The 22,643-nt window shown below is 74.4% G+C and carries 10 protein-coding genes; 8 read left to right on the top strand and 2 right to left on the bottom strand.

The features are described from left to right. Nucleotides 1-200: 200 nt before the first annotated feature. A complete protein-coding gene (locus ACZ619_RS38365; protein WP_469609339.1) occupies nucleotides 201-1,922 on the bottom strand; it encodes an asparagine synthetase B family protein in 1,722 nt (573 codons plus the stop codon). A gap of 581 nt (nucleotides 1,923-2,503) precedes the next feature. On the opposite strand from ACZ619_RS38365, the gene ACZ619_RS38360 reads away from it, so the two are divergent. From ACZ619_RS38360 to ACZ619_RS38340, 5 genes are all read left to right on the top strand, one after another. After that, nucleotides 2,504-8,473, top strand: coding sequence for a type I polyketide synthase (locus ACZ619_RS38360; protein ID WP_469609336.1), 5,970 nt, complete (start codon nucleotides 2,504-2,506; stop codon nucleotides 8,471-8,473). 31 nt (nucleotides 8,474-8,504) lie between these two features. Next, nucleotides 8,505-10,274 (top strand): acyl-CoA dehydrogenase family protein, encoded by a 1,770-nt coding sequence (locus ACZ619_RS38355; RefSeq protein WP_469609334.1) that lies wholly within the window; start codon nucleotides 8,505-8,507, stop codon nucleotides 10,272-10,274. Nucleotides 10,275-10,340: 66 nt separating this feature from the next. Further along, a complete protein-coding gene (locus ACZ619_RS38350) occupies nucleotides 10,341-13,709 on the top strand; it encodes a non-ribosomal peptide synthetase (RefSeq protein WP_469609331.1) in 3,369 nt (1,122 codons plus the stop codon). Then, entirely contained in the window at nucleotides 13,709-15,004 is a 1,296-nt protein-coding gene (locus ACZ619_RS38345; protein ID WP_469609328.1) for an MFS transporter, read from the top strand. The genes ACZ619_RS38350 and ACZ619_RS38345 overlap by 1 nt, the downstream gene beginning before the upstream one ends. Before the next feature lie 42 nt (nucleotides 15,005-15,046). Beyond that, the gene (locus ACZ619_RS38340; protein ID WP_469609325.1) at nucleotides 15,047-16,315 is read left to right on the top strand and encodes a cytochrome P450 family protein; all 1,269 of its coding nucleotides are present in this window, start codon (nucleotides 15,047-15,049) and stop codon (nucleotides 16,313-16,315) included. A gap of 158 nt (nucleotides 16,316-16,473) precedes the next feature. Here the strand turns inward: ACZ619_RS38340 and ACZ619_RS38335 are convergent, their stop codons facing one another. Then, entirely contained in the window at nucleotides 16,474-16,803 is a 330-nt protein-coding gene (locus tag ACZ619_RS38335) for a transcriptional regulator (protein WP_469609323.1), read from the bottom strand. A 120-nt stretch (nucleotides 16,804-16,923) separates the two neighbouring features. Between ACZ619_RS38335 and ACZ619_RS38330 the strand changes: the two genes are divergently transcribed. From ACZ619_RS38330 to ACZ619_RS38320, 3 genes are all read left to right on the top strand, one after another. Continuing rightward, the gene (locus tag ACZ619_RS38330) at nucleotides 16,924-18,555 is read left to right on the top strand and encodes an MFS transporter (protein WP_469609321.1); all 1,632 of its coding nucleotides are present in this window, start codon (nucleotides 16,924-16,926) and stop codon (nucleotides 18,553-18,555) included. A 198-nt stretch (nucleotides 18,556-18,753) separates the two neighbouring features. Continuing rightward, the gene (locus tag ACZ619_RS38325; RefSeq protein ID WP_469609319.1) at nucleotides 18,754-20,064 is read left to right on the top strand and encodes a glycosyltransferase; all 1,311 of its coding nucleotides are present in this window, start codon (nucleotides 18,754-18,756) and stop codon (nucleotides 20,062-20,064) included. A 136-nt stretch (nucleotides 20,065-20,200) separates the two neighbouring features. Beyond that, nucleotides 20,201-22,594, top strand: a complete 2,394-nt coding sequence (locus tag ACZ619_RS38320) for an AfsR/SARP family transcriptional regulator (protein ID WP_469609316.1) — start codon at nucleotides 20,201-20,203, stop codon at nucleotides 22,592-22,594. Nucleotides 22,595-22,643 lie beyond the last annotated feature (49 nt).

The following is a 22,643-nucleotide window of genomic DNA, read 5'->3' as shown; positions in this document are numbered from 1 at the left end:
GAAGGAGGGAGGGGGCGGGTCGCGGACTCGGCGCCAGGCGACCTGGGCGGCGTCGGGTCGGCGAGCGGTTCGTGGACGTGTTCAGGCTCCGGCGAACCGCGGGTGGTGGTCTCTCCGGCCGGGGGTTTCCCGCTGCCGGCCCGTGCCGGTCACCGGTCGCGGCGTCCACCGCTGCCGGCGCGGGCCGTTGCGCCGTGGGATCACAGCTGGATTTGGACGTGCAGCCGTCTGAGCCAGGCGTCGAGCTGCAACACCATCTCGACGTCCGCGCGGCCGAGCCAGCCGCCGCGGTCGAGCCGGCTCGGATCGTCGACGACGGCGTCCGCGGCACGGTGGTCCAGCAGCGCGTGCACGGGGGCCGCCGAGTCGTCCAGCAGTGTACGGAGGCGGCTCAGGAGAGCGGATTTGTAGTAGCTGTCGTAGGTGATGGGGTAGGGCACCTTGGGCCGGGTGCGGACCGACTCCGGGACCAGGTCCTGCCCGAGGGCGCGCAGGAGGCTCTTCTCCCTGCCGTCGAAGGACTTCGCCAGCGCCGGCAAGTGGTAGACGGCCGAGACCACCTGAGGGTCGGCGAAGGGAAAGCGCACCTGCAGCCCGGCGGCCGTGGAGATCCGTTCCGAGTGGAGCACCGTCTGTTCGAGCAGCCGGGTGATCGTCAGATGATCGATCTCGCGGGCGAGGCGGTCGGTGCGGGAGGCACCCGGCGGGTGCCGCACCTCGGCGACGGCCTCGCGGAACAGCGAGTCGATCCAGCCGGACACGTCGACGGAGTGGAGCAGACCGGCGTCGAACAGCCCGGCGCCGATGCCGTAGGGCAGACCGAAGCGCCGGGAACGCTCGATCCAGGGAAACGATGTCAGGGCACGGGTGGGGTCGGGATCCCCGCCGAGCCCGGTGAACACCGCGTCCGCGCCCTCCCCGCTGAGCACCACCGGCACCGCCTCGGCGACCCGGCGTCCGAAGACGTACGGCGTGATGTTCTTGTCGCCGAACGGGGTCGGGTGGTCCTTGGCCGCGGCGACCTCGGCCAGCAGAGCGGGTTCGGAGAGCTCGCGGGGGTCGATCCCGGCCTCGTGGTGCTCGCATCCGAGGAAGTCGACGACCTCCTGCGCGTACGGCCGGTCCGGGACCGGGACGCCGGTCTGGTCGAACACGACCGTGAAGGTCCTCGGGGGGCGTCTGCCGAGGCCGGCGGTGAGGCCGGTCAGCACGCTCGAGTCCAGTCCTCCGGACAGCAGCACGGCGGGCTCGGCGTCGCCGAGGGCACGGCGCACCGCATCGTCCAGCAGTTCCCTGACCTGCTCGACGGGGTGGCCCGGTGCGGCCTCCGGTGGATCCTGCAGCGACCAGTAGCGCACCTCGGAGGCGGTGCCGTCGGCCCGTAACTCGACCGTGCTTCCCGGGACCGCCTCTCGCACGCCGTCGAGTACGCCGCGCCCCGGCGGACGCAGCTGGGTGATCAACGCGCTCAGGCCGTCGGCGGTGAGCCGGGGCCGGACCCAGGGGTGACGCGCGAGGGTGGCCAGGTCGGAGGAGAACAGCACGCCGTTCCCGGTCACCACGTAACTGAGTGGCTTGATGCCGAGGCGGTCGCGTCCCAGCAGGACCCGGTCAGCGTCCAGGACGGCGAACGCGAAGTCGCCCTGGAACCGCTCGACCGCCGCTCGTCCCCACGTCAGGTAGGCGTGGGCCACCAGTTCCGCAGGCGAGTACCCCGGGCGCACCGCCAGCGCGGCCGCGAGGCCGGTGGCGTTGGTGAGGTTGCCGTCGAAGACCGCGGCCACGGGCGGGGCACCGGGGCGCTCCAGCACCGCCGGCCCTGCCGGCCCGGTCCAGGTGGGATCGACCGTCTGCAGGAGGGCAACACCCTCGTGCCGCCATGTCCCGTGCCCGGCCCTGCCGCGCACGGTGAGATCCGTCATCACACGACTGAAGTCCGCTTCGCGCACCTCAGCTTCATCCGAACAAGCCGACCATCCGGCAAAACCAGACATCGAGACCTCGCGGGATTCTACTGCCTCACACAATTCACCAGATTCGAAGCTCTTGCGAACTCACAGCAATCTAACCCGACCGGCCGTCGGAATTGTTGCGGCACCATGAAATATGGAAGGGCGGCAATCACTTTCTTCACCCTTGCCGCGAAACGGGATGGCACACGACATGAGCAGGAGAAAATCAGAAGTTCACTGCAGACTACACTCTTCTACCTACGTCACCATATTTCGAACAATGGCGACAGGCCCGCCAGGCCACCTCCCCGGCCTGGCACATTTCATGATCCCGCAACATTGCCCGGCGATCACGTGGGTACATTGCCGTGAGGCTCCGGGGAGTGACGGCCGGAATCCAGCGGTAAAAGCGAACGGGCGGGATGCCCTGTTGACACCGGCTCGATTCTTGTAATGCTGGATCACTCAACGGGGCGACACGTAGTGCGCCGCAAGGTCTTGGCGGCGAGCGGGGCGACGAACAGATACGCCACATAGCTCACGGAGATCCGATGATGCAGGAAAACTCTGTCGCCGTAATCGGGTTAAGTTGCCGGTTTCCCGGTGCTCGCAACACCGAGGAATATTGGAGGAATCTCAGCGCCGGCATCGACAGCATCAGCCACTTCGACCGGTCCGCGCTCGTCGAATCCGGACTCGACGCCTCGCTCGTCGAGGACACCAGGTTCGTTCCGGCACGCGGAGTGGTGCCCGACGGGGAACTGTTCGACCGGGAGTTCTTCGGATACAGCGCCGCCGAGGCGGCGACGATGGACCCGCAGCACCGCGTTTTCCTGGAGTGCGCCGCACAGGCCCTGGACGACGCGGGCATCGACCCCGACCGGTCGGGGAAGTGGACCGGCCTGTTCGCGGGCGGTGACCACACCCCCGTGTGGCAGGCGGGCTCCGACCCCGCCACGGCCGCCCAGCGTCTGATCGGGCGTGAGAAGGACTTCCTGGCCACCCGGGCCGCCTACAAGCTCGACCTGCGCGGTCCGGCGATCACCGTGCAGACGGCCTGCTCGACCGGGCTGGTGGCGGTCCACCAGGCGTGCCAGGCACTGCTCGGCCACGAGTGCGACGTGGCCCTCGCCGGGGCTGCCGCGCTCCACCTGCCGCAGGCCGGCGGCCACCTCCACCAGGAGGGGGCGATCCTCTCCGCGGACGGCCGCTGCCGGGCCTTCGACGCCGACGCCTCCGGCACCGTCACCAGCGGCGGGGTGGGAGTCGTCGTCCTGAGGCGCCTCGCCGACGCGCTGGAGAACGGCGACCGGATCGTCGCCGTGATCCGGGGATCGGCGGTGAACAACGACGGCCGGGAGAAGGTCGGTTACACGGCGCCCTCGGTGGCGGGGCAGCGGGACGTGATCAGGCTGGCGCTGGCGCGGGCGGGCGTCTCCTCCGACGAGATCGGCTACGTGGAGGCGCACGGAACCGGCACACCCGTCGGGGACCCGGTCGAGGTGGCCGCGCTGACCGCCGCGTTCGCCGCCGAGAGCGAGGGTTCGCGGACCGGCCCCTGCCTCCTGGGCACGGTGAAGGCCAACATCGGCCACGCGGGCGCCGCGGCGGGCATCGCCGGCCTGATCAAGACCTCGCTCATGCTGCACCACCGCGCCTTCGTCCCGACCCCGCACTTCGCCCGCCCCAACCCGGCCCTGGACCTCGACGCGTCGCCGTTCCGGGTCGGCACCGAGTACCGGCCCTGGGAGCAGAGCGCCTCACGCCTTGCCGGCGTCAGCTCCTTCGGTATCGGCGGGACCAACGCCCACCTCGTCCTGGAGGAACCGCCCCGGACCGGGCCGGCCGGCCCCGACGAGGCGGACGGGGCACACGCGTTCTGCCTGTCCGCCGCCTCCCCCGAGGCACTGCGCACGGCGCGCGCCCGACTGGCCGACCGGTTCGGCGCGGCCGACGCGCCCCGGCCGGCGGACGCCGCACGGACTCTGGCCGCACGCCGGCGCTTCCCGTACCGCATGTCGGTGGTGGCCGCGAGCGCCGCCGAGGCCACCGCGCTGCTGCGGGACGGCGACCGGACGGCCCGGGCCGCGGACGCTCCAAGGGTGGCCTTCCTCTTCCCCGGGCAGGGCGCCCTGCGAGCCGGTCACGGACGGGCCGCCCATGAACTGCTCCCGGTCTTCCGCGAGGTCTTCGAGACCTGCCGGGCACAGGTCCGCGCCCGCCACGGCATCGACCTGGCACCGGCGCTGGACCCCGGCACCTCCCCCGACTGGTTCCTCGACACCCGCCACCAGCAGCTCGGCCTGTTCGTGTACGGCTACGCGCTGGCCGGGCAGCTGTCGTCCTGGGGCGTCACTCCGGAGTCCTCGCTCGGACACAGCGTCGGCGAGTACGTGGCAGCCGCGGTCGCCGGTGGCTGGGACCGGCAGGACGCCCTGGACCTCGTCCACGCGCGCGCGACGGCGATGCACCGGTCCCCGCCCGGCCGGATGCTCGTGGTGCGCACACCGCTCGCCGAGGTGGCGCCGCTGTTGGACGACGGTGTGTCGCTCGCGACGGTGGGGGCCGGTTACGTCGTCGTGTCCGGCCCGACGGAACGGATCGAGGCGCTCGCCGGCGCCCTGCGGGCCGCCGGCACCGCGAGCAGGCTCCTGCCGACCGCGCACGCCTTCCACTCCCCGCTGATGGCGTCCGCCGCCGAGGAACTGCGCGAGGCCGTGGCGGACGCGCCCGGGAAGACGCCGCGTCATGCGTGGATCTCCGGGCTCACCGGCGAGTGGACCGCCCCCGAGCAGGCGCGGGACCCCGGCCACTGGGCCCGGCAGCTCACCGGCACCGTCCGGCTGGACCTCGGCATGCGCACGCTCACCGAGGGCGGTGTGTCGGTCCTGGTGGAGCTGGGTCCCGGGGACTCCCTGACCCGGGAGGCGATCCGCCAATCGGCGGACCTCGCCGCGGTCCCGCTGCTGGGCCGCTCCCCGGCCGATGAGCGCAGGAACCTGCTCGGCGGTCTCGCGCGGCTGTGGGAGCAGGGGGTGGCCGTGGACTGGGAGTCCCTGCCGCACGTCCGCGCCGCACGGATCTGTTCCCTGGCGCCCCATCCGCTGGCCCGCAGCGCAGTGCCGGCCCCGCCCGCGGCACCGCCCCGCCCTCGTCCGCCGGCGGCCGCGCCGTCCGCGGTCCCGTCCGCCTCGGACCGCGCCCCGCAGGCCGTCGCCCCGGTGTGGACGCAGGCCGGTGCCGCCCGTGCCGACGCCTACGACGTGCTGCTGGCCGGAGAATCCGCCGTGCTCGACGCCGCCCTGGCCGGTCACGGGGTCACCGCGGTCGCCTGGCAGCCCGGCGCCCTCACCGCGGCGGCCGACGGGTTCGCGGTCCGGGCCGGACGGCGCCCCCTGGTGATCGCGGTTCCGCCGGAACGGACGACGCAGCCCGGTCCGGACACGCCGGGCGTCGCCCCGGTGCTCTCCGAGGCGGTGGAGACCGCACGGCGGCTCGGCGCCCCCCTGTTCGTCGCGGGCCGCGGGCTGACCGACGTCCTGACCGCGGCCCCGGCGGCCACCGCCCCCGACTGGGGCGCCTGGGCCGCGCACCACTCCCGGACCGGCGAGCCCGTCGCCCTGCTCGACCCCGGTGACGGCGCCGGACCGTCCCGGCTGCCCGGCCCCGAAGCCGGCGCGCACGCCTGGCGCGAGGGGGTCTGGTGGCAGCTCGAACCGCGGCCCGTGCCCCTCTCCGCCCCCTCGGCACACGGCACGCCCCGGGCCTGGACCGTGGTCGGCGACGGGCACCCGCGCGCCGCCGCGCTCGCCGCCGATCTCGCCGAACACGGCCTGCCGGTACGGGAGTACGCCGAGGCCGCGCCGCTGCCCGATCTCACCGGCGCGGTGCGCACCGCGGCGGACGGTGTGACCTGGAGCGGGCGGACCACCCCGCTCACCCGGCGGACCGGGCTGAGCCGGGAGCTGGACCTGTACTGCGCCGGGCTGACCGGGCAGCAGATCGTGGCGATGAGCGGCCTCACGGACGGCATGCGCGTGACCGATCGGGAACTGCGCCGGCGTGTCGATCCGGACCGGCGCCTGCCCGCACTGGCCGACTTCTGCCTGCGCGTGCTGGAGCAGGAGGGCTGGCTGACGCGGGACGGCGACCACTGGCAGGCCGCCGGCACACTCACCGCCTCGCTCGCCGACGCGCTGGCCGTCGAGTCCGGACTGGACGAACTCCCGGGCCTGACAAGGATGCTGCGCCATGTCACCGCCGCCTACCCCGACGTCTTCGCCGGCCGCCGCACCCCCGTGTCGGTGCTCTACCCCGACGCCGGCACCGGGTTCCTCGACGACTGCCTGCGCGACAACCGGATTCCGCTGGACGACTGCGCCGCCGCGCTGGAGGCCCTGCGCGACGTCGTACGCACCGCGACCGCGGGAGCCGGGGAGACCGGCCGGACGTTACGCGTCCTGGAGATCGGCGCGGGAGCCGGCCGGCTCACCTGGCCCCTGCTGACCGAGTGGCCCGGCCGGCGGGGCGTCGAGTACCACATCACCGACGTCAGCCCGCTGATCGTCCGGCGTGCCGAGGCGCACGCGGCCGAACTCGGCCTGACCGACCTGAGGTTCTCCACCTATGACATCGGAACCGACCCGGTCGAGCAGCAACTGGTGCGGGGCAGCTACGACTTGGTACTCGGGTACAACGTCGTGCACGTCGCCGAGTCGGTTCCCACGGCGCTGCGGCGGCTCGCGGGACTGCTGCGGCCCGGCGGCCAGCTGGGCCTGGTCGAGGTCACGGAGATCGCCCGCTGGTCCCATGTCATGTGGGGCCTGGCCCCGGGATGGTGGGACTTCGGTGACGAACTGCGCACCGACTCCATCCACCTCGACGCGCCCACGTGGCTGCGGGCGATCGACGACGCCGGATTCACCGACGTGCGGGCGGTGGACGCCAGCCTCGCCAGCGATCACGTGGTGGTGTTCGCGGCCGGCCCCGGCCCCGGACGGCCGCCGAGCGGCGACGGGTTGCTCTACCTGCCCCGGACCGGCCAGGACTCCGCGGACCGGTGGCGCGAGGCGCGCGAGCGGCTGCCCGGCCGCGCCCCCGCCTGGGTGGTGACCGAGGACCCCGGCTCCTGGGAGGGCGAGCGGCTGCGCCGCGCCCTGGATCCCGCGCCGGACGGCGACGCCTGGGGGCACCTGGAGGTCCCCCGCGTCGATCCCGGCCGACTGGCGCGACTGCTCGCCCTGGACCCGCCGCCCGGACGTCTACGGCTGCCCGACGGCCCACCCGCACCGGAGGCGGACCCGACGGCCCCGGTCCCGCACGCCGGATCAGCGGCACCGGCACCGGCGCCGGTCGCGAAGGGAGCGCCGGCCGCGCAGACCCCGGCCGAACCGTCCGCCGTGACGGGCGCGTCCGGCACGGACGGCCTCGCGTCGGACCTGGCCGCCCTGTGGTGCGAGGTGCTGGGCACCCCGGCGGTGGGCGACGACGCCGACTTCCACGGGCTCGGCGGGGACTCGCTGATGCTCGTGCAGCTCAGCGGACTGATCGCCGGCCGTCTGGGACACGACGTGCCCGTCGCGTCCCTGCCGCCCGACCTCACCTTCGCCGCCCTGGTCGGAACCGTCCGCCGGCTCGTCCCCGCCGTGGCACAGAGCCGCGCCCCCGGCGTCACGGCAGCGGCGCCTCCCAACCCCGACCCCGACCCCACCCCCGCCCACCTGCCCGACCACCTCACCCTGCTCCGCGCGGCCGACTCGGGCCGCCCGCTGTTCCTCGCGGCACCGGCCACGGGCAGCGCCCTGTGCTACCGCCGGCTCGCCGGTCATCTCGACGGCAGCCGGCCGGTCTACGGCCTGGACGCGCCCGGCCTGAACGACCACCGGCGGCCGCTGGCCCGCCTGGAGGACATCGCCGCACACCACGTCACGGTGTTGCGGCAGGTGCAGCGCAAGGGGCCGTACCTGCTGGGCGGCTGGTCGTACGGAGCGATGGTCGCCCACGAGATGACCCGCCTGCTGGAGGCGATGGGCGAGTCGGTGGAGCTTCTCCTGGGCATCGACGGCTTCCTGCCCGCCACCGGCGGCCTGCCGGTCGGCGCCCTGCCGCACTGGCTGGTGCCCAGCCTGAGCCTGCAGTGGGAGGCCCGCTTCCGCGGCGCCCGTTCCCGGCGCCTGGTGCCGGAACGGCCCGAGGGCGAGCTGCCCCGGGTGCGGGAGCTGGCCGGGCTGCGTTTCGCCGTCGGTGTGCCGGACTACGTACGGCTGCACAACACCAGCATCAGCGCCCTGCTGCGCCACCGCCCCCGGCCGGTCCGCGCACCGCTGCTGCTGCTCAAGGCCGGCACCGACCAGGACCGGCGGGCCAGGCTCGGCCGGAGCATCGCCCCGCTGTACGGCGCCGGGGTGACCGTGCGCCCCCTGCCGGGAGACCACCACAGCATCCTGGGCAGCCGGCACGCACCGGCGCTCGCCGCCGCGATCGACCAGGCCCTGGCACGGCCGTCGGACTCCGGCCGCTGACGCACTCCCCCACCCACGGATTGGCCTGCCCATGGTGCAACGACGTCCTGCCCAGCCACGCAACTTCTCCTCCGACCCGGACCGCCCCAGCTTCCTGGAGGAGCTGTACCAGGGCCGCTTCCGCTGGGACCTGGTCCATCCCTTCGCCGAGCAGGATCCGGCCGACCGCGAGGCCGGGGACCGGGCCGTCGCCGACCTCGCGGCCTTCCTGCGCGAACACGTCGACCCGGCGACGGTGGAGGCGTCGGGGCGGCTGCCCGAGAGCCTGTACCCGCTGCTGCGCTCCCGCGGCTACCTGAGCCTGCAACTCGAAGCGTCGCTCGGCGGCCTGGGCCTGTCGCACTTCAACGTGTTCCGGGTCGTGCAGGCCGCCGCGAGCCACTGCTTCCCGGTCGCCCTGGTGATGGGCATCGAGAACTCCGTCGGCACGCCCGCCTTCTGGCCGGTGGTGCCGGACGGGCCGCTGAAGGACCTGCTGCACCGCCACCAGAAGCTCGGCGGTCTGTCCGGGACCGCGGACACCGAACCCGGCGGCGCCGCGAACCAGCACCGGGCCACCACCGCCGTGCCGGTCGACGGCGGGAGCGCGTACGTGCTCGACGGCCACAAGGTCTTCGTGGGGCACGCGCCCCTCGGCACGCTGTTCAGCGTGACCGCGACCGTCCGGGAGAACGGCACCACCACCAACCAGGTCTTCTTCGTGGAGGCCGACTCCCCGGGATTCTCGCGTGGGCAGTGGCACGAGTTCTCCGGCATCCGCGGCTTCCCCAACGGCTGGATCACCCTGGACGGGGTCCGGGTGCCCGCCTCGCACCAGCTCCTGGAGGAGGGGAACGGGCAGGCCCGCCTGACCCCCGCCGTCTCACGGCTCGTCACCCGGGGCCGGCTGCACATGATCGTGGCGCCGTCGCTGGCCGTGGCGAAGCTGTGCTGCCGGTGGTCCCGGGAGTTCGTCAACCGCAGGGTGGTGGACGGGCGTCCGCTCGGGGAGTACGAGGAGATCCGGCGCAGGCTCGCCGACTCGCTCGCGGAGACCTTCGCCGTGGAGAGCGTCGCCCGCGCCGCCCTGCTCAACGAGGACCAGGACCTGGGCCGCAACACGGCCTTCGAACAGAACATCGCGAAGAACATCGCCTCCGTCCTCGCCGGCCGGGTGGCCGACCGGACCCTGTCCCTCACTGCGGCGGAGGGCTACGAGACGGCGGCGAGCAAGAAGCGCCGCGGGGCACCGGCGCTGCCGGTGGAGCAGGCGGTCCGCGACGTCCGCAACATGCGGATCTCCGGCGGCGTGGACTTCATGATCGACTACTGGCTGGCGGGCCGCAACATCCTGTCGTACTACTACCCCGAGCCCGACGGCCCCGAAGCCCCGGGCGCCCCGGACGCGAGCCTCCTCGACGCCGACCTGACCGACCGCAACCGGGCGCATCTCGCGGCGGTCGTCGAGGAGACCCGCCGGTTCGGGCTGACCTGCCGGGAGCTGGCCGGCCGCCATCCGGACCGGTCCGAACTCACCGCGCGCCAGCGGGTGCTGGTGCTGCTCTCCCAGATCTCCGGTGAGCTGTTCACCATGGCCGTCGTCCTGGCCCGCGCCTCCGGCATGACCCGGACCGCCGCTCCCGCGGCCGAGGACGGCCAGCACCTGGCCGACCTGTACTGCGAGGCGGCCCGGCACCGCCTCGCCGGGCACCTGCGCGAACTGCGGGACGCCGACGGCGACGACCGCGCCGACTACGCCGGGCAGAGCACGGGCTGGCTCTCCGCCGCCGGGCCCCACCCGCTCTCCGAGGACCTGGTCTAGCGGACCTGGTCCGGAGGAGGGCACGACCCGCCGTGCCGACACGTACCCGACAAAGGAGCAGTTGCCATGACGGTCCCCGACCGCACCGACCAGGACCCCCCGACCGGCGGCCGGGAGCCGGGCGAGGAGGTGGTGGTCCCGGCCTCGGCGTTCCAGCAGCGGATCTGGATCGCGGAACGGATGGACGCGGCCGCCACGTACAACGTGCCGCTGGCCTGGCGCGTGACCGGCCCGCCGCTCGACGCCGGCACCCTGCGGCGGGCCTTCGCGCTGCTGGTGGCACGGTTCGAGATCCTGCGCACCCGGTTCGAGGAGCGGGACGGCGTCCTGCGGCAGCGGATCGGCGTGCCCTGGGTTCCCCGGGTGGACCGGATCGACCTGCGCGGTGACGGCGCCCCCGAGGACAGGGTGCACGCGTGGCTCGGCCGGGCCGCCGACGAACCGTTCGACCCGGCGTCGGGCCGGCTGCTGACCGCCGCGCTGCTGGAGACGGGCGGCCCCGAGGGACAGGTGCTCTTCGTCCGTCTGCACCACCTGGTGTGGGACGGCGAGTCCGCCGGGATCTTCCTGCGGGAGCTGGCCGACTGCTACGCGGAGGCTTCCGGCGGCCCGGAGCCCGGACCGCGCCCTCCCGCGGCGGCGGCCGGTGCGCGCGACGGCCGTACGCAGTACCGGGACTTCGTCGCCGCCCAGGAGAGCGGCGACACCGGGCAGCGGGCCTCCGAACTGGCGTACTGGACCGATCACCTCGCCGGTGCACCCGCCCACCTGGCCCTCTCGCCCTCAGGGCCGGACCCCGACGGCAACGGCACCGTGACGGTTCCCCTGCCCGCGGGCCTGGCCGCCCGGCTGCGCCGTGTCCAGCAAGAGCAGGTCTGCACGCTGTACCAGCTCGCGGCGACGGCCCTGGCGGCCGCTCTACACCGCTGGACCGGCCGGGACGACATCGTGTTCGGCGCCCCGCTCGCGCAGCGGGACGACCCGCGCTTCGCGGGGCTGATCGGGCCGTGCCTCAACACGGTGGTGCTGCGCTCGCGCCCCGCCGAGGGCGCGACGCTGCGGGACCTGCTCGTCGGCCTGCGCGGTGCGGTCCTCGACGCGTACCAGCACGGCGGCATCCCCTTCGAGAAGGTGGTGGAGCGGCTGAACCCGCCACGCCGGGCCGGCCGCGTCCCCTACGCCGACGTGACCCTGAGCCTGGAGACCGTCCCCGCCGAGCCGCCGCGGCTGGGCGGGAGCACCCTGGCCAGGCTGCCGCTGTCCGCGCAGGACGCCGACTACCGGGCCAAGTTCGGGCTGACCGTGGTGCTGACGCTCGCCGGGGACACCCTGGAGGCGGCCTTCTCCTACCGCGGCGACCACGCCCACCGGGCCGACGTCGCCCAGCTGGCGTCGGTGTACGGGCGGCTGCTGGCCCGGCTCCCGGACACCCTCGGCAGCCGCCTCGACACCCTCGACCTGGTGGCGGGGGACACCGCGGAACTCTCCCGGCTGGACGCCTGGGAGAACGGCGGCGGGGCCGGCCCGCCGACCACCGTCCCGGAACTGCTCGGCCGATGGGTACGGGAGACGCCCGACGCCCCGGCCGTGGACACCGCGCGGGGCGTCCTCACCTACGCCGGGCTGCACCGGCGCGCGCTGGCCCTCGCCGCGCGCGTACGGCCGCTGTGCCCGGCCGACGACCCGGTGGTGGCCGTACTCCTGCGCCGGGGCGAGGATCTCGTCGTCGCGATGCTCGCCGCCTGGTACGCGGGCGCCGCCTTCTGTCCTCTCGACCCGGACGCCCCGGCGGCCCGGGTGGGCGAGCTGCTCGACGACCTGGGCGCGTGCGCCGTGATCACCGACGGCCCCCGCGGCGCCGCCCACCCCGCCGCGGCCGGCCTCCCGGTCCTGGACGTGACGGTTGCCGTGGACGACCGGCCGGTCCACGACCCGCCGGAGACGCGGACGGAGAAGGGGACAGGGACAGGGACAGGGACAGGAACGGGAACGGGCACGACGACGGACACCGTCGGCGCGCACCTGGCGGCGGCGGGGGCGGCGGCGTACATCGTCTACACCTCCGGTACGACGGGCAGGCCGAAGGGCGTTGTCGTGCGCCACCGCGGCCTGGCCCAACTCGCCTCGTGGGGAAGGGAGTCGTTCGGCCTGGGCCCCGAGGACCGGACCGGGCAGCTCCTCGGGGTCGCCTTCGACGCCACGCAGTGGGACGTGTGGTCGGCCCTCGCCTCCGGCGGCTGTGTCGTCCCCCACGAGGGAGCACCGGCCGCCGACGACCTCGCGGACTGGCTCACCCGGCGGCGCGTCTCCGTCGTCCTGCTCGCCACGCCGCTCGCCGAAGCTCTGTGGGCGTCCGGGGCGGAACTGCCGCGGCTGCGCCAGCTGATCGTCGGTGCCGCCGCCCTGACCAGGACCCCGCCCGCCGGCACCCCGTACCGGATACGCAACGCCTACGGTCCCACCGAGTCGACCGTGATCGCGCTCACGCACGACCTCTCCGGCGGTGCCAACGGGCCGATGAACACCATCGGACGGCCCATCGCCGGAACCCGGGCCGAGATCCTGGACCCGGCGGGGCGGCGCTGCTCCGTCGGAGTGCCCGGCGAGATCTTCCTGCGGGGCGCGGGCGTCGCGGCCGGCTACTGGCGGCGGCCGGAGCTGACGGCGGAGCGGTTCGGCGGCCCGGCCGGCCCGGTCTACCGCACCGGGGACCGAGGCCGGTGGCTGCCGGACGGCACCGTCGAGTACCTGGGCCGGGTGGACCGGCAGCTGAAGGTCCGGGGACACCGGATCGAACCGGGCGAGATCGAGGCGGCGCTGCTGCGCCACCCCGCGGTGGCCTCCGCCCTCGTGCACTTCGACCCGGGCCGCACGCCCGGTCTGGTCGCCTACCTCGTCGCCGCGTCACCGGCGGAGCAGCGGCCCGAGCGCACCGAACTCCTGGACGATCTGCGGTCCCGGCTGCCCGCCCACCTGGTCCCCGAGGCGTACGTGTGGCTGGACCGGCTGCCCCTGAACGCGAGCGGGAAGGTCGACACCGCGCGGCTGCCGCGGCCGGGCCGCGAGGACCTGCCGGTGGCCGCCGAGCGGACCGCCCCGCGTGACGACACGGAACGGCGGATCACGGCAGCCTGGGCCGAGGTCCTGGGCCGCGACGAGATCGGCGTGCACGACAACTTCTTCGACCTGGGAGGCAACTCCCTCCTGCTCACCCGGCTGCGCACCGCGCTCGACGGGCGCGGGTTCGCGGCCCTGACGCTGACCGCGCTCTACGAGCACACCACGGTCGCCGCGCTGGCGCGGTTCCTCACCGCGTCCGGAGCAGAGCCCGCCGGGCCGGCCGACGGCCTGCGCGACCGCGCGGCGCGAGCCCGCCGGGCGATGGCGAACCGGGGTGCGCGCGGCCGGGGAGGCGTCCGAGGGAGTGACGGCTGATGTCCCCGACGCACGACAGCGCAGCGCGCGGCGTGCTGCGCACGGTGCTGGCCGCCGAGGTGCTCTCCATGAGCGGCTCGCAGCTGAGCGCCGTGGCCATGCCCTGGTTCGTCCTGGAGAGCACGGGCTCGGCGGCGGACATGGGGCTCGTGATGGCGGCCCAGATGATCGCCGTGGCCCTCTTCGGCGTACTGGGCGCTTCGCTGAGCGGACGCCTGGGCCCCCGCAGGGTACTGGTGACGTCCGACTACAGCCGTGCCCTGCTGGTGACGCTGGTGCCGCTGCTGCACCAGGCCGGTCTGCTGCCGCTCCCGGTGATCATGCTCCTGCTCTTCGCCATCGGCTCCTTCTTCGCCCCCTACACCGCGAGTCAGCAGGCGCTGCTGCCGTTCCTCGCCGGCGAGGACGAGAAACTGCTCAGCAAGGCCAACGCCGACCTCCAGGGCGCGACCCGTCTCGCCATCCTGATCGGCCCTCCCGTCTCCGGACTGCTCGTGAGCTGGCTCGGCGCGCCGACCGTCCTGCTCCTGGACGCCGGCACCTATCTGGCCTCCGCGCTGATCCTCGGTGTCCGTCTCCCGCGCGGCCTCGCCCCGCCGTTGCCCACCGCCCGGCGGAACACCGGGGCGGCGGCGAACGTGCTGCGCCGCGACCGGCTGCTGAGCTGCTGGACCGTCGGTCAGGTCCTCACCGAAACGGCGTGGCAGGCCCTGTTCGTCCTCCTGCCGGTCCTCGCCCGCGAGCAGTACGGCGGCTCGGCCACCCTGGCCGGTCTGCTGCTCGGGGCCTTCGGCGGCGGAGCGCTCAGCGGGACCCTGCTCGTGGGACGCGCGCTGCGCCGCCTCTCCCCGACCCGGCTGTCGGTGCTCGGCAGGATCGGCCAGACCACCGTCTTCTTCGCCCTGCTGCTGCCGCTGAACGCGCCCGGTCTCGCCGCCGTCCTGTTCAGCGCCGGGCTGCTCAACGGCCTGTCCAACGGGCCTATCGCGGCCGTGCGCACCGCGCGCATCCCGGCCCCGCTGCGGTCGACGGCGCTCACCCTGATCGCCGCCTTCGGGCTGACCGGCGGCAGCGTCGGCCTGGTCGGCACCGGAGCGGCGGCGGAGATCCTGCCGCTGCGGACCGTGTTCGCCCTGCTGACCCTGTGCCAGGTCCTGGCCGCCGTGTGCTTCGTCCTCGGCGCCCGCCGACCCGCTCGGCGGACGGCCGCGGAGGCGTCCCGAGCCCCCGCCTCCCCGACCGTCCCTTCCACCTCCTCCACCCCGTCCACCCCGACAAAGACCACCGAAGACTGACGAACGCCGACGAAGAGTGACGAACACTTACGAAGGATGCCGATGACCTCGTTCGCACAGCGCTGCTGCCCGTACCGCGACGGCTCCCCCGACAGCGACCACGTACTCGGGGCCGATTTCGTCCAGGACCCCTTCCCGGCCCTCGACCGGCTGCGGACCGAAGGACCGGTGCACCTGGTCACGATGCCCAGCGGCGCCGAGCGCTGGCTCGTCACCCGCCACGACGACGTGCTCCGAGCCCTGGAGGATCTGCGGCTGAGCAACGAACTCGGGCGGGGCCTGCGGCAGAGCCTGCCGCCCGAGCCGCTGCCCCCGCGCGCCCAGGTCGGCCTGCGGACCACTCAGCTCCTCGGCCGTGCGATGGCCAACCTCGACCCGCCGGACCACGACCGTCTGCGCAAGCTCGTCGTCCGGGGGTTCAGCGCGAAACGCGTCGAGGGGCTGCGCGACCGTATCCAGCGCAACACGGACGAACTGTTCGACGCGCTGGGGGACGCGGCCGGGTTCGACCTCGTCGAGGCGGTGGCGAACCGGCTCCCGATCACGGTGATCTGCGAGCTGCTGGGCGTCCCGGCCACCGACACGGGGCTCTTCCGCACCGCCGCCTCCGTGGTCGGCGGCCACATCGCCGACGACGAGGACGCCCTGCGGGTCGTCGCCGCCCTCGACGCCTTCGACGCGTACGTACGCGAACTGATCGGCGAACGCCGGGCCGCGCCCCGGGCCGACCTCATCAGCGACCTCGTCACGACCGAGGCGGACGGCGAGCCCCTGACGGAGGACGAACTCGTCAGCATGATCGGGATCGTCCTGTTCGGCGGCTACGAGCCCTCCGCGCAGCTGATCGGCAACGCGCTGGTCGCGCTGCTCCGGCACCCGGAGCAACTCGCGGCCGTGCGGGCCGACTTCAGCCTGATCCCGGCCGTGATCGAGGAGACCATGCGGTACGACGGCCCGGTCACCCCGGGACTGAGCCGCTACGCCCTGGAAGACGTCGAGATCGGCGGGACGACCATCCCCAAGGGCTCTTACGTCATCGTCGGCACCGCCTCCGCCAACCGCGACCCCGAGCACTGGGCGGACCCGGCGGCGTTCGACATCGGTCGACCGTTCACGACACGTTCGCTCGGGTTCGGCCACGGACTGCACTACTGCGTGGGCGCGCGCCTCGCCTCCCTGGAGGTGGAGACAGTGCTCGCCACCGCTCTGCGCCGTTACCCCCGGTTGCGGCTCGCCGTCCCCGCGGCGGAACTGGAGCGCAGGCCGGGCTCGGTGCGCGGGCTGCGCGAGATCCCCCTGCGGGTCGACTGAGCGGGCATGCGGGTCGGGGCCGGCCGAAGGCGCCGTCGGCGGAGGGGCGCGAACCGCGGGTCGATCCGCCGATGGAGCAGCGGAGTCACCGCCGGACGGTCGTCACACGCCGTCCGTCTCTCCGCGCCCGCCGAGGGTTGCGCTGCCCGTCCGGGGCTTCAGTGCCCGCGGGGAGGTCCGGGGTTCTCCCTGACCAGGTCGAGGAGGCCGGGGAAACGGGTGTCGAGGTCGGCCGTCCGGAGCTGCGCCATGCGGCTGTTGCCCCGGTCGACCTGCCGGATCAGGCCGGCCTCGCGCAGGATGCGGAAGTGATGGCTGCGCGTGGACTTGGTGACCGGCAGCCCGAACGAACTGCAGTGCCGCTCGGTCCCCGCCGGCTCCCGGGCCAGAGTGGAGATCACTTCGTACCGCAGGCGGTCGGAGAGGGCGTGCATGACGGCCCGCAGGTCCATCTCCTCGTACGAGGGGTGCCCCTCGGAGTCGGGCATCGCGTGAACTCCTTCTCGGCAGATGGTTCTATTTGCATCGTACCTCCGGCGCATGGCAGCGTAAGGTTCGACAAAAAGCGAACCTTGATTCGTCCGGCCACGCGTATACGGAGCAACCCTGTGTCCACACAGACCGGCCTCGACACCACGGGGGACGGCCCCCCGGCCGAGGTCCGGACCACCGTGCCCCCGACGGCACGGGCCGCCGGCCGGCAGCGGCTGCTGCCGCTGGTGACCGTGCTGCTCGCCGTCTTCGTCGTCCCGACCTCCATCTCGGGCACCGCAGTCGCCCTCCCCGACATCGGCGCCGACACGCACGCGGGCCTCGTACCTCTGCAGTGGGTGGTCAACGCGTTCAACGTGGCCTTCGCCTGCTGCACGCTCGCCTGGGGCTCGATCGCCGACACCGTCGGACGCGTGCGGGCCTTCGGCCTCGGGGCGGGGATCTACGCCGTGGCGTCACTCGCCGGCGCGCTCGCCGGCGACGTGATCGTGCTCGACACCGCCCGGGCCCTGGCCGGCCTCGGCGGCGCCGCGATCTTCTCGTGCGGCAGCGCCATCCTGTCGACCGTCTTCCACGGCCCCGCACGCGGCAAGGCGTTCGCGCTCTTCGGCACCGTCGCGGGCCTGGGCGTCGCCATGGGCCCCTCCCTCTCGGGCGCTCTGACGCAGGCCGCGGGATGGCGCTGGGTCTTCGCGCTGCACGCCGTCGTCCTGGGCCTGGTGCTGCTCGCCGTGCCGTCCCTGGCCCGCCGGACGGCCGAGCCGCAGCGCGCGGGCGCCGGCCTCGACGTCCCCGGCACCGCGCTGTTCGTCCTCGCGATGCTGCTGCTCACCACGGGCATCGCGCAGGCGTCCCAGTGGGGCTGGACCAGCGCCGGCGTCCTGTCCCTGCTCGCCGGGGCGGCGGTGAGCCTCGCCGTCTTCACCGCCGTCGAACGGCGCCGCGCCCGCCCCATGCTCGACCTGAGCCTGCCGGCCGACCACCGCTATCTCGCGCTGTGCCTCGTCCCGGTCGCCGCCTCCTTCGGCTTCGTGACGATGCTGACCTACCTGCCCGGCTACCTCACCACCGTGCGAGGACACAGCACCGGCACCGCCGGGCTGATCATGCTCCTGCTCACCCTGCCGGTCCTCGCCTGCCCGGTACTCGCGGCCAGGCTCGTCGCCCGCGGCGTCTCGCCGCTCACGCTCATCCTCATCAGCCTGGGTTGCCTCGTGGTGGGCGACGCCACCCTCACGCTCTTCAGCGAGCACGTGGCCATCGTGGTCGTCTCGGCACCGATGCTCGTGACCGGCGCCGGGATGGGGCTGTCCGCCGGTCTCGTCGACGGCCAGGCGCTGGACGCCGTCGCGCCGGAGAAGGCCGGGATGGCGGCCGGTTTCCTCAACACCCTCCGGCTGGGCAGCGAGGCGATCGCCGTCGCCGCCTACGGATCGCTGCTCACCACCACGCTGGCGTCCCGCCTCCACGCGGGCATCGGCGCGTTCCCCGGCGCCGGAACTCCGGCGACCGTGGCGAACGCGCTGGCCGGCGGCGACCTCACCGACCCGGCCGCCGCCGTCGACCCGTCCGTGCGCGCCGACTTCACCGACTTCCTGACCCACGCCTACACGTCCGCGTTCCACACCGTCCTGTGGGCACTCACCGTCGTCTGCCTCGTCCTCCTCGCGGTCATCGGCGGCCTGCTGCACGCCGGCCGTGACCGGCACACACCGCCCACCGCGCGCCGGTCACGGACGGCGGCCTGACCGGAGGACGAAGGACACCTCGCCGGGCTGTTCCCGCCTGCGGGCACGGCCCACGAGGACGGCCGGGAGCAGCCACCGGCGGACGCCCCGGATCAGGGACCGCGCGGGCCTGTCGCGGGTGCAGGCGATGCCGCACTTCTTCTGCACAAGGGGTCCCTACGCTCCGCGGCATCGCCCACCGACCGCAGGGAGCCGTCCGTGACACTGATCGTCGCCGCCGCATCGCCGTTCCACGGCCATCTCCAACCCGTCCTCACCGTCGCGTCGGACCTGGTGCGGCGCGGGCACGAGGTCGTCGTACTGACCGGGAGCCGGTTCGCCGACGACGTCAGGGACGCCGGTGCCCTCCATGTGCCGCTGCCGCCCGCCGCGGACTTCGACGGCCGGCGGCTGGACCTGTACTTCCCCGACCGGGCCGCCTTCCCGCCGGGTCCGGCGCAGTTGGAGTACGACCTGAAGCACGTCTTCGGCGACCAGACACCCGCCCAGTACCGTGCGCTGCGAACCCTGCTGGACCATCGGTTCCCGGCATCCGTGGTCATCAGCGATCCGCTGTTCCTGGGGGCCACCGCCCTCAGCCTGTCCGCTCCCCCCGGCCGCCGCCCGCTCACCATCGCCCTCGGCATCACCATGCCGACCCTGCTGAGCGAGGACGCGCCGCCCATCGGGCTCGCGCTGCCGCCGCTGGCCGGGCAGGACGCGAAGAAGCGGCACCGGGACATGAACGACCGGGTCAGGGAGGTCCTCTCCGGCGCCCAGCGGCATGTCGAGGAGAGCTTCGGACAGAGCGGCACCACGTTGCCCGGGTTCGTGCTCGACTGCCTGGTCACCGCGCCGGACCACTATCTCCAGCTGACCGTCCCGGAGTTCGAGTATCCGCGCGGCGACCTGCCGCCGTCGTTCCGATTCGCGGGTCCGCTGCCCGCCGCGCCGCGCCCGCCGCGGCCGCTTCCGGACTGGTGGGCGGAGGTGGAGCACGCGGATCGGCCGGTCGTCGTGGTCACCCAGGGGTCGTTCGCCAACCGTGATCTCGGCAGGCTGGTGCGACCGGCCGTCGACGCCCTGGCCGGCGAGGACGTCCTCGTGGTGGCCGCGACGGGGCGCGCGGACGGCCCGGCCGTGATCGAGGCCGCCGGGGCCGTCCCGCCGAACACACGCGTCAGCGGGTACGTCCCCTTCGACATGCTGCTGCCCCACACCTCCGTGCTGGTCACCAACGGCGGGTACGGCGGTGTGCACGAGGCGCTGCGGAACGGGGTACCGCTCGTCGTCGGCGGCGACGGGGAGGACAAACCGGAAGTGGCGGCCCGCGTCCGGTGGAGCGGGGCCGGGGTCGATCTGCGCACCGGGGATCCCTCGCCGAGGGAGATCCGCGGCGCCGTGCTGACCGTGCTGGCCGAGCCCGGGTACCGCGAGCGGGCCGAGGCCCTGCGGGCCGGGTTCGAGCGCCATGACGCGCTGGAGGCCGTCGCGCAGCTGGTCGCGGAGGTGGCCGCGACCGCCCCGTAGCCGCTCCCCGGGGCCCGTCCCGCCCGGTCCGCCCTCACCACGCCCGGAATGTCCGCCCCCGTGAGTGCCGCCCCTGCGCTGCCTAGCATGAGGATCCGGCAGGAGGGGGCTGGGTGTGGACGGGGCGGTGACATCGATGCCGGTACGGTTCGCGGTGCTCGGGGAGTTACGGGTCTGGCGGGACGGGGCCGAGGTGGAACCGGGGCCGCCGCTGCGCCGCACCCTGCTCGCCCTGCTGCTGGCCAGGGCGGGCTCGCCGGTTCCCTTGCCGGACATCGTGGACGCGCTGTGGGCGGACCGGCCTCCCGCCCACGCGGTCAACATGGTGCACCGTCATGTGGGCGAGCTGCGGCGGCTGCTGGAGCCCGGGCTGCCGCAGCGGGCCGAGGGCAGTCTGCTGCTGCGCGGCGGTGGCGGTTACCGGATCCTGGCACCGCCCGACTCCGTGGACCTGCTCCTGTTCCGCCGGCTCGTGGCGCGGGCCCGGGAGCAGGGCGACGTACGGCAGGCCGTCGGGCCGTACGCCGACGCGCTGGCCCTGCGTCGCGGCCGGGCCGCCGGATGCCCTGCCGAGGCGCCCGCGCATCCCGTCTTCACCGAGCTGGACCGGGAGTACGACGCCGTGGTGCGCGAGGCGGCCGAGGTGGCCCTGCGCCGGGGGCACGCGGACCGCGTACGGCCCGCCCTGTCCGAGAGCGCGGCTCGGCACCCGCTGGACGAGGGACTCCAGGCACTGCTCGTCCTCGTGCTCACCGCCACCGGCCGCCGGGCCGAGGCGCTGGACGTGTTCCGTTCGGCGGCCGCCCGGCTCGCGGACGAACTCGGCGCCGATCCGGGGCCCGAGCTGACCGCCGCGCGGCTGCGGGCGGACCCCGGACCGGCTGCGGAGGGCTTCACGTGGAGCGCCCCGGTCGGGCCGGAGACCGGTCCGGGCCCCGGGGACATCTCATGGAGCACGCCGACCGGACCGGAGCCGGCGGCCGGTCACCCCGGGACCGCGGCCTTCCCCTCCGTCGTACCGGCCCAACTGCCGCCCTCCCTGCCGGTCTTCGTCGGCCGGGCCCCGCAGCTGGACCGCCTGCGGGCCCTGCTCGACGACGGGGCCACCGGGGGCGGTGACACCACGCCCACGGTCGTGATCAGCACCGTCACCGGCCCGGCGGGCGTCGGCAAGACCGCCCTCGCCGTGCGTTTCGCGCACGAGACGGCCGACCGCTTCCCGGACGGGCAGCTCTACGCCGACCTGCGGGGCTTCGACCCCGGCGCGCGGCCCGCGCCGCCGCAGGACGTCCTGCGGGGTTTCCTGGACACCCTCGGCGTACCGGCCGCCCGCATACCGGCGGGCCTGGACGCCCAGGCCGCCCTGTACCGCAGCCTGTCGGCGGGCCGGAGACTGCTCGTCCTGCTCGACAACGCCCGTGACGCCGCCCAGGTCCGTCCGCTGCTGCCCGGCACGCCCGGCTGTCTGGTGCTCGTCACCAGCCGCAGCCGGCTCGGCGGTCTGGCCTCCGCCGACGGCGCCCACCCGGTCGTCCTGGGACCGCTCTCCAGCGCCGAGGCCCGCTCGGCGCTGGCCCTGCGGATCGGCGCCGCCCGGGTGGCCGCCGAACCCGTGGCGACGGAGGAGATCGTCCGGTTCACCGCGCGGCTGCCCGTCGCCCTCGCCGTGGTGGCCGCCCGCGCCGCCGACCGGCCGGCGTTCCCGCTGGCGACGCTCGCCGAACAGCTGCGGGCCGCGCACGGCGGCCTGGAGGCGTTCCGTGACACCGATCCCGCGGTCGACGTACGAGCGGTGTTCTCGTGGTCGTACGACGCGCTCGGTGCCTCCGCGGCCCGTATGTTCCGGCTGCTCTCCCTGCATCCCGGGCCGGAGCTGACCGTGGACGCCGGGGCCGCCCTCGCGGGCGAGTCGGCCTCCGGCGCGCGGGCCCTGCTCGCGGAGCTGGCCGACGCGCACCTCGTCACCGAGCCCGCACCGGGCCGCTACACCTGCCACGACCTGCTGCGCGCGTACGCCGCCGAGCTGGTCCGGGCCACCGACAGCGAGGACGAGCGCCGCGCGAGCCTGCGCCGGCTGCTCGGCCGGGTCGCGGCCGACGTCAACGAAGGCGACGGCGGCGACGGGGCGGCGCCGTGCGGGCTCGGTCTCTGCCAGGCGCCGGGCCGACGCGGCGGCGAGGCCGATGCGCAGGGGGCGACGGCCTGGGGGCGGGCCTGTGCGGGCGAGGTCCGCGATGTGCTCACCCGCGCGACGCCGGTTCACTGCCGTCGACGTGCCCTCCCCCTGTTCCGGGAGGCCGCTGATCCCGCCGAGGCCCTCCGCGCCCGGCCGGGGGCGTGGGACGCCCTGCACGACCTCGGACCCGTCCGGGCGGCCGAGGCACCGGCGCAGGACCGGCCGCCGTCGGGTACGGCCGCCGGTCACAAGCCAGGCACACTTCGTCCACTGCCCCCTGCCTACGCTCCCGCCACCTTCCAACGCCAGGGCCCTGACCCTGGAGTTTGGACACCGGAGAGACTTGGATCTTGATGGTCCAGGAGAACGGAGTCCCTGTGGGGATGAAGCATTACCCCGCCGA

This window comes from Streptomyces sp. NPDC104367, assembly GCF_055583825.1.
The sequence above is the reverse complement of the archived record's forward strand: the minus strand, read 5'-3'. Positions and strand labels throughout refer to the sequence as shown.

Bases quoted from the DNA above. Each gene is read 5' to 3' on its own strand.
- ACZ619_RS38335 (WP_469609323.1), bottom strand. From the start codon at position 16,803: ATGCCCGACTCCGAGGGGCACCCCTCGTACGAGGAGATGGACCTGCGG.
- ACZ619_RS38355 (WP_469609334.1), top strand. From the start codon at position 8,505: ATGGTGCAACGACGTCCTGCCCAGCCACGCAACTTCTCCTCCGACCCG.
- ACZ619_RS38360 (WP_469609336.1), top strand. From the start codon at position 2,504: ATGATGCAGGAAAACTCTGTCGCCGTAATCGGGTTAAGTTGCCGGTTT.
- ACZ619_RS38340 (WP_469609325.1), top strand. From the start codon at position 15,047: ATGACCTCGTTCGCACAGCGCTGCTGCCCGTACCGCGACGGCTCCCCC.
- ACZ619_RS38350 (WP_469609331.1), top strand. From the start codon at position 10,341: ATGACGGTCCCCGACCGCACCGACCAGGACCCCCCGACCGGCGGCCGG.
- ACZ619_RS38320 (WP_469609316.1), top strand. From the start codon at position 20,201: ATGCCGGTACGGTTCGCGGTGCTCGGGGAGTTACGGGTCTGGCGGGAC.
- ACZ619_RS38345 (WP_469609328.1), top strand. From the start codon at position 13,709: ATGTCCCCGACGCACGACAGCGCAGCGCGCGGCGTGCTGCGCACGGTG.
- ACZ619_RS38365 (WP_469609339.1), bottom strand. From the start codon at position 1,922: ATGACGGATCTCACCGTGCGCGGCAGGGCCGGGCACGGGACATGGCGG.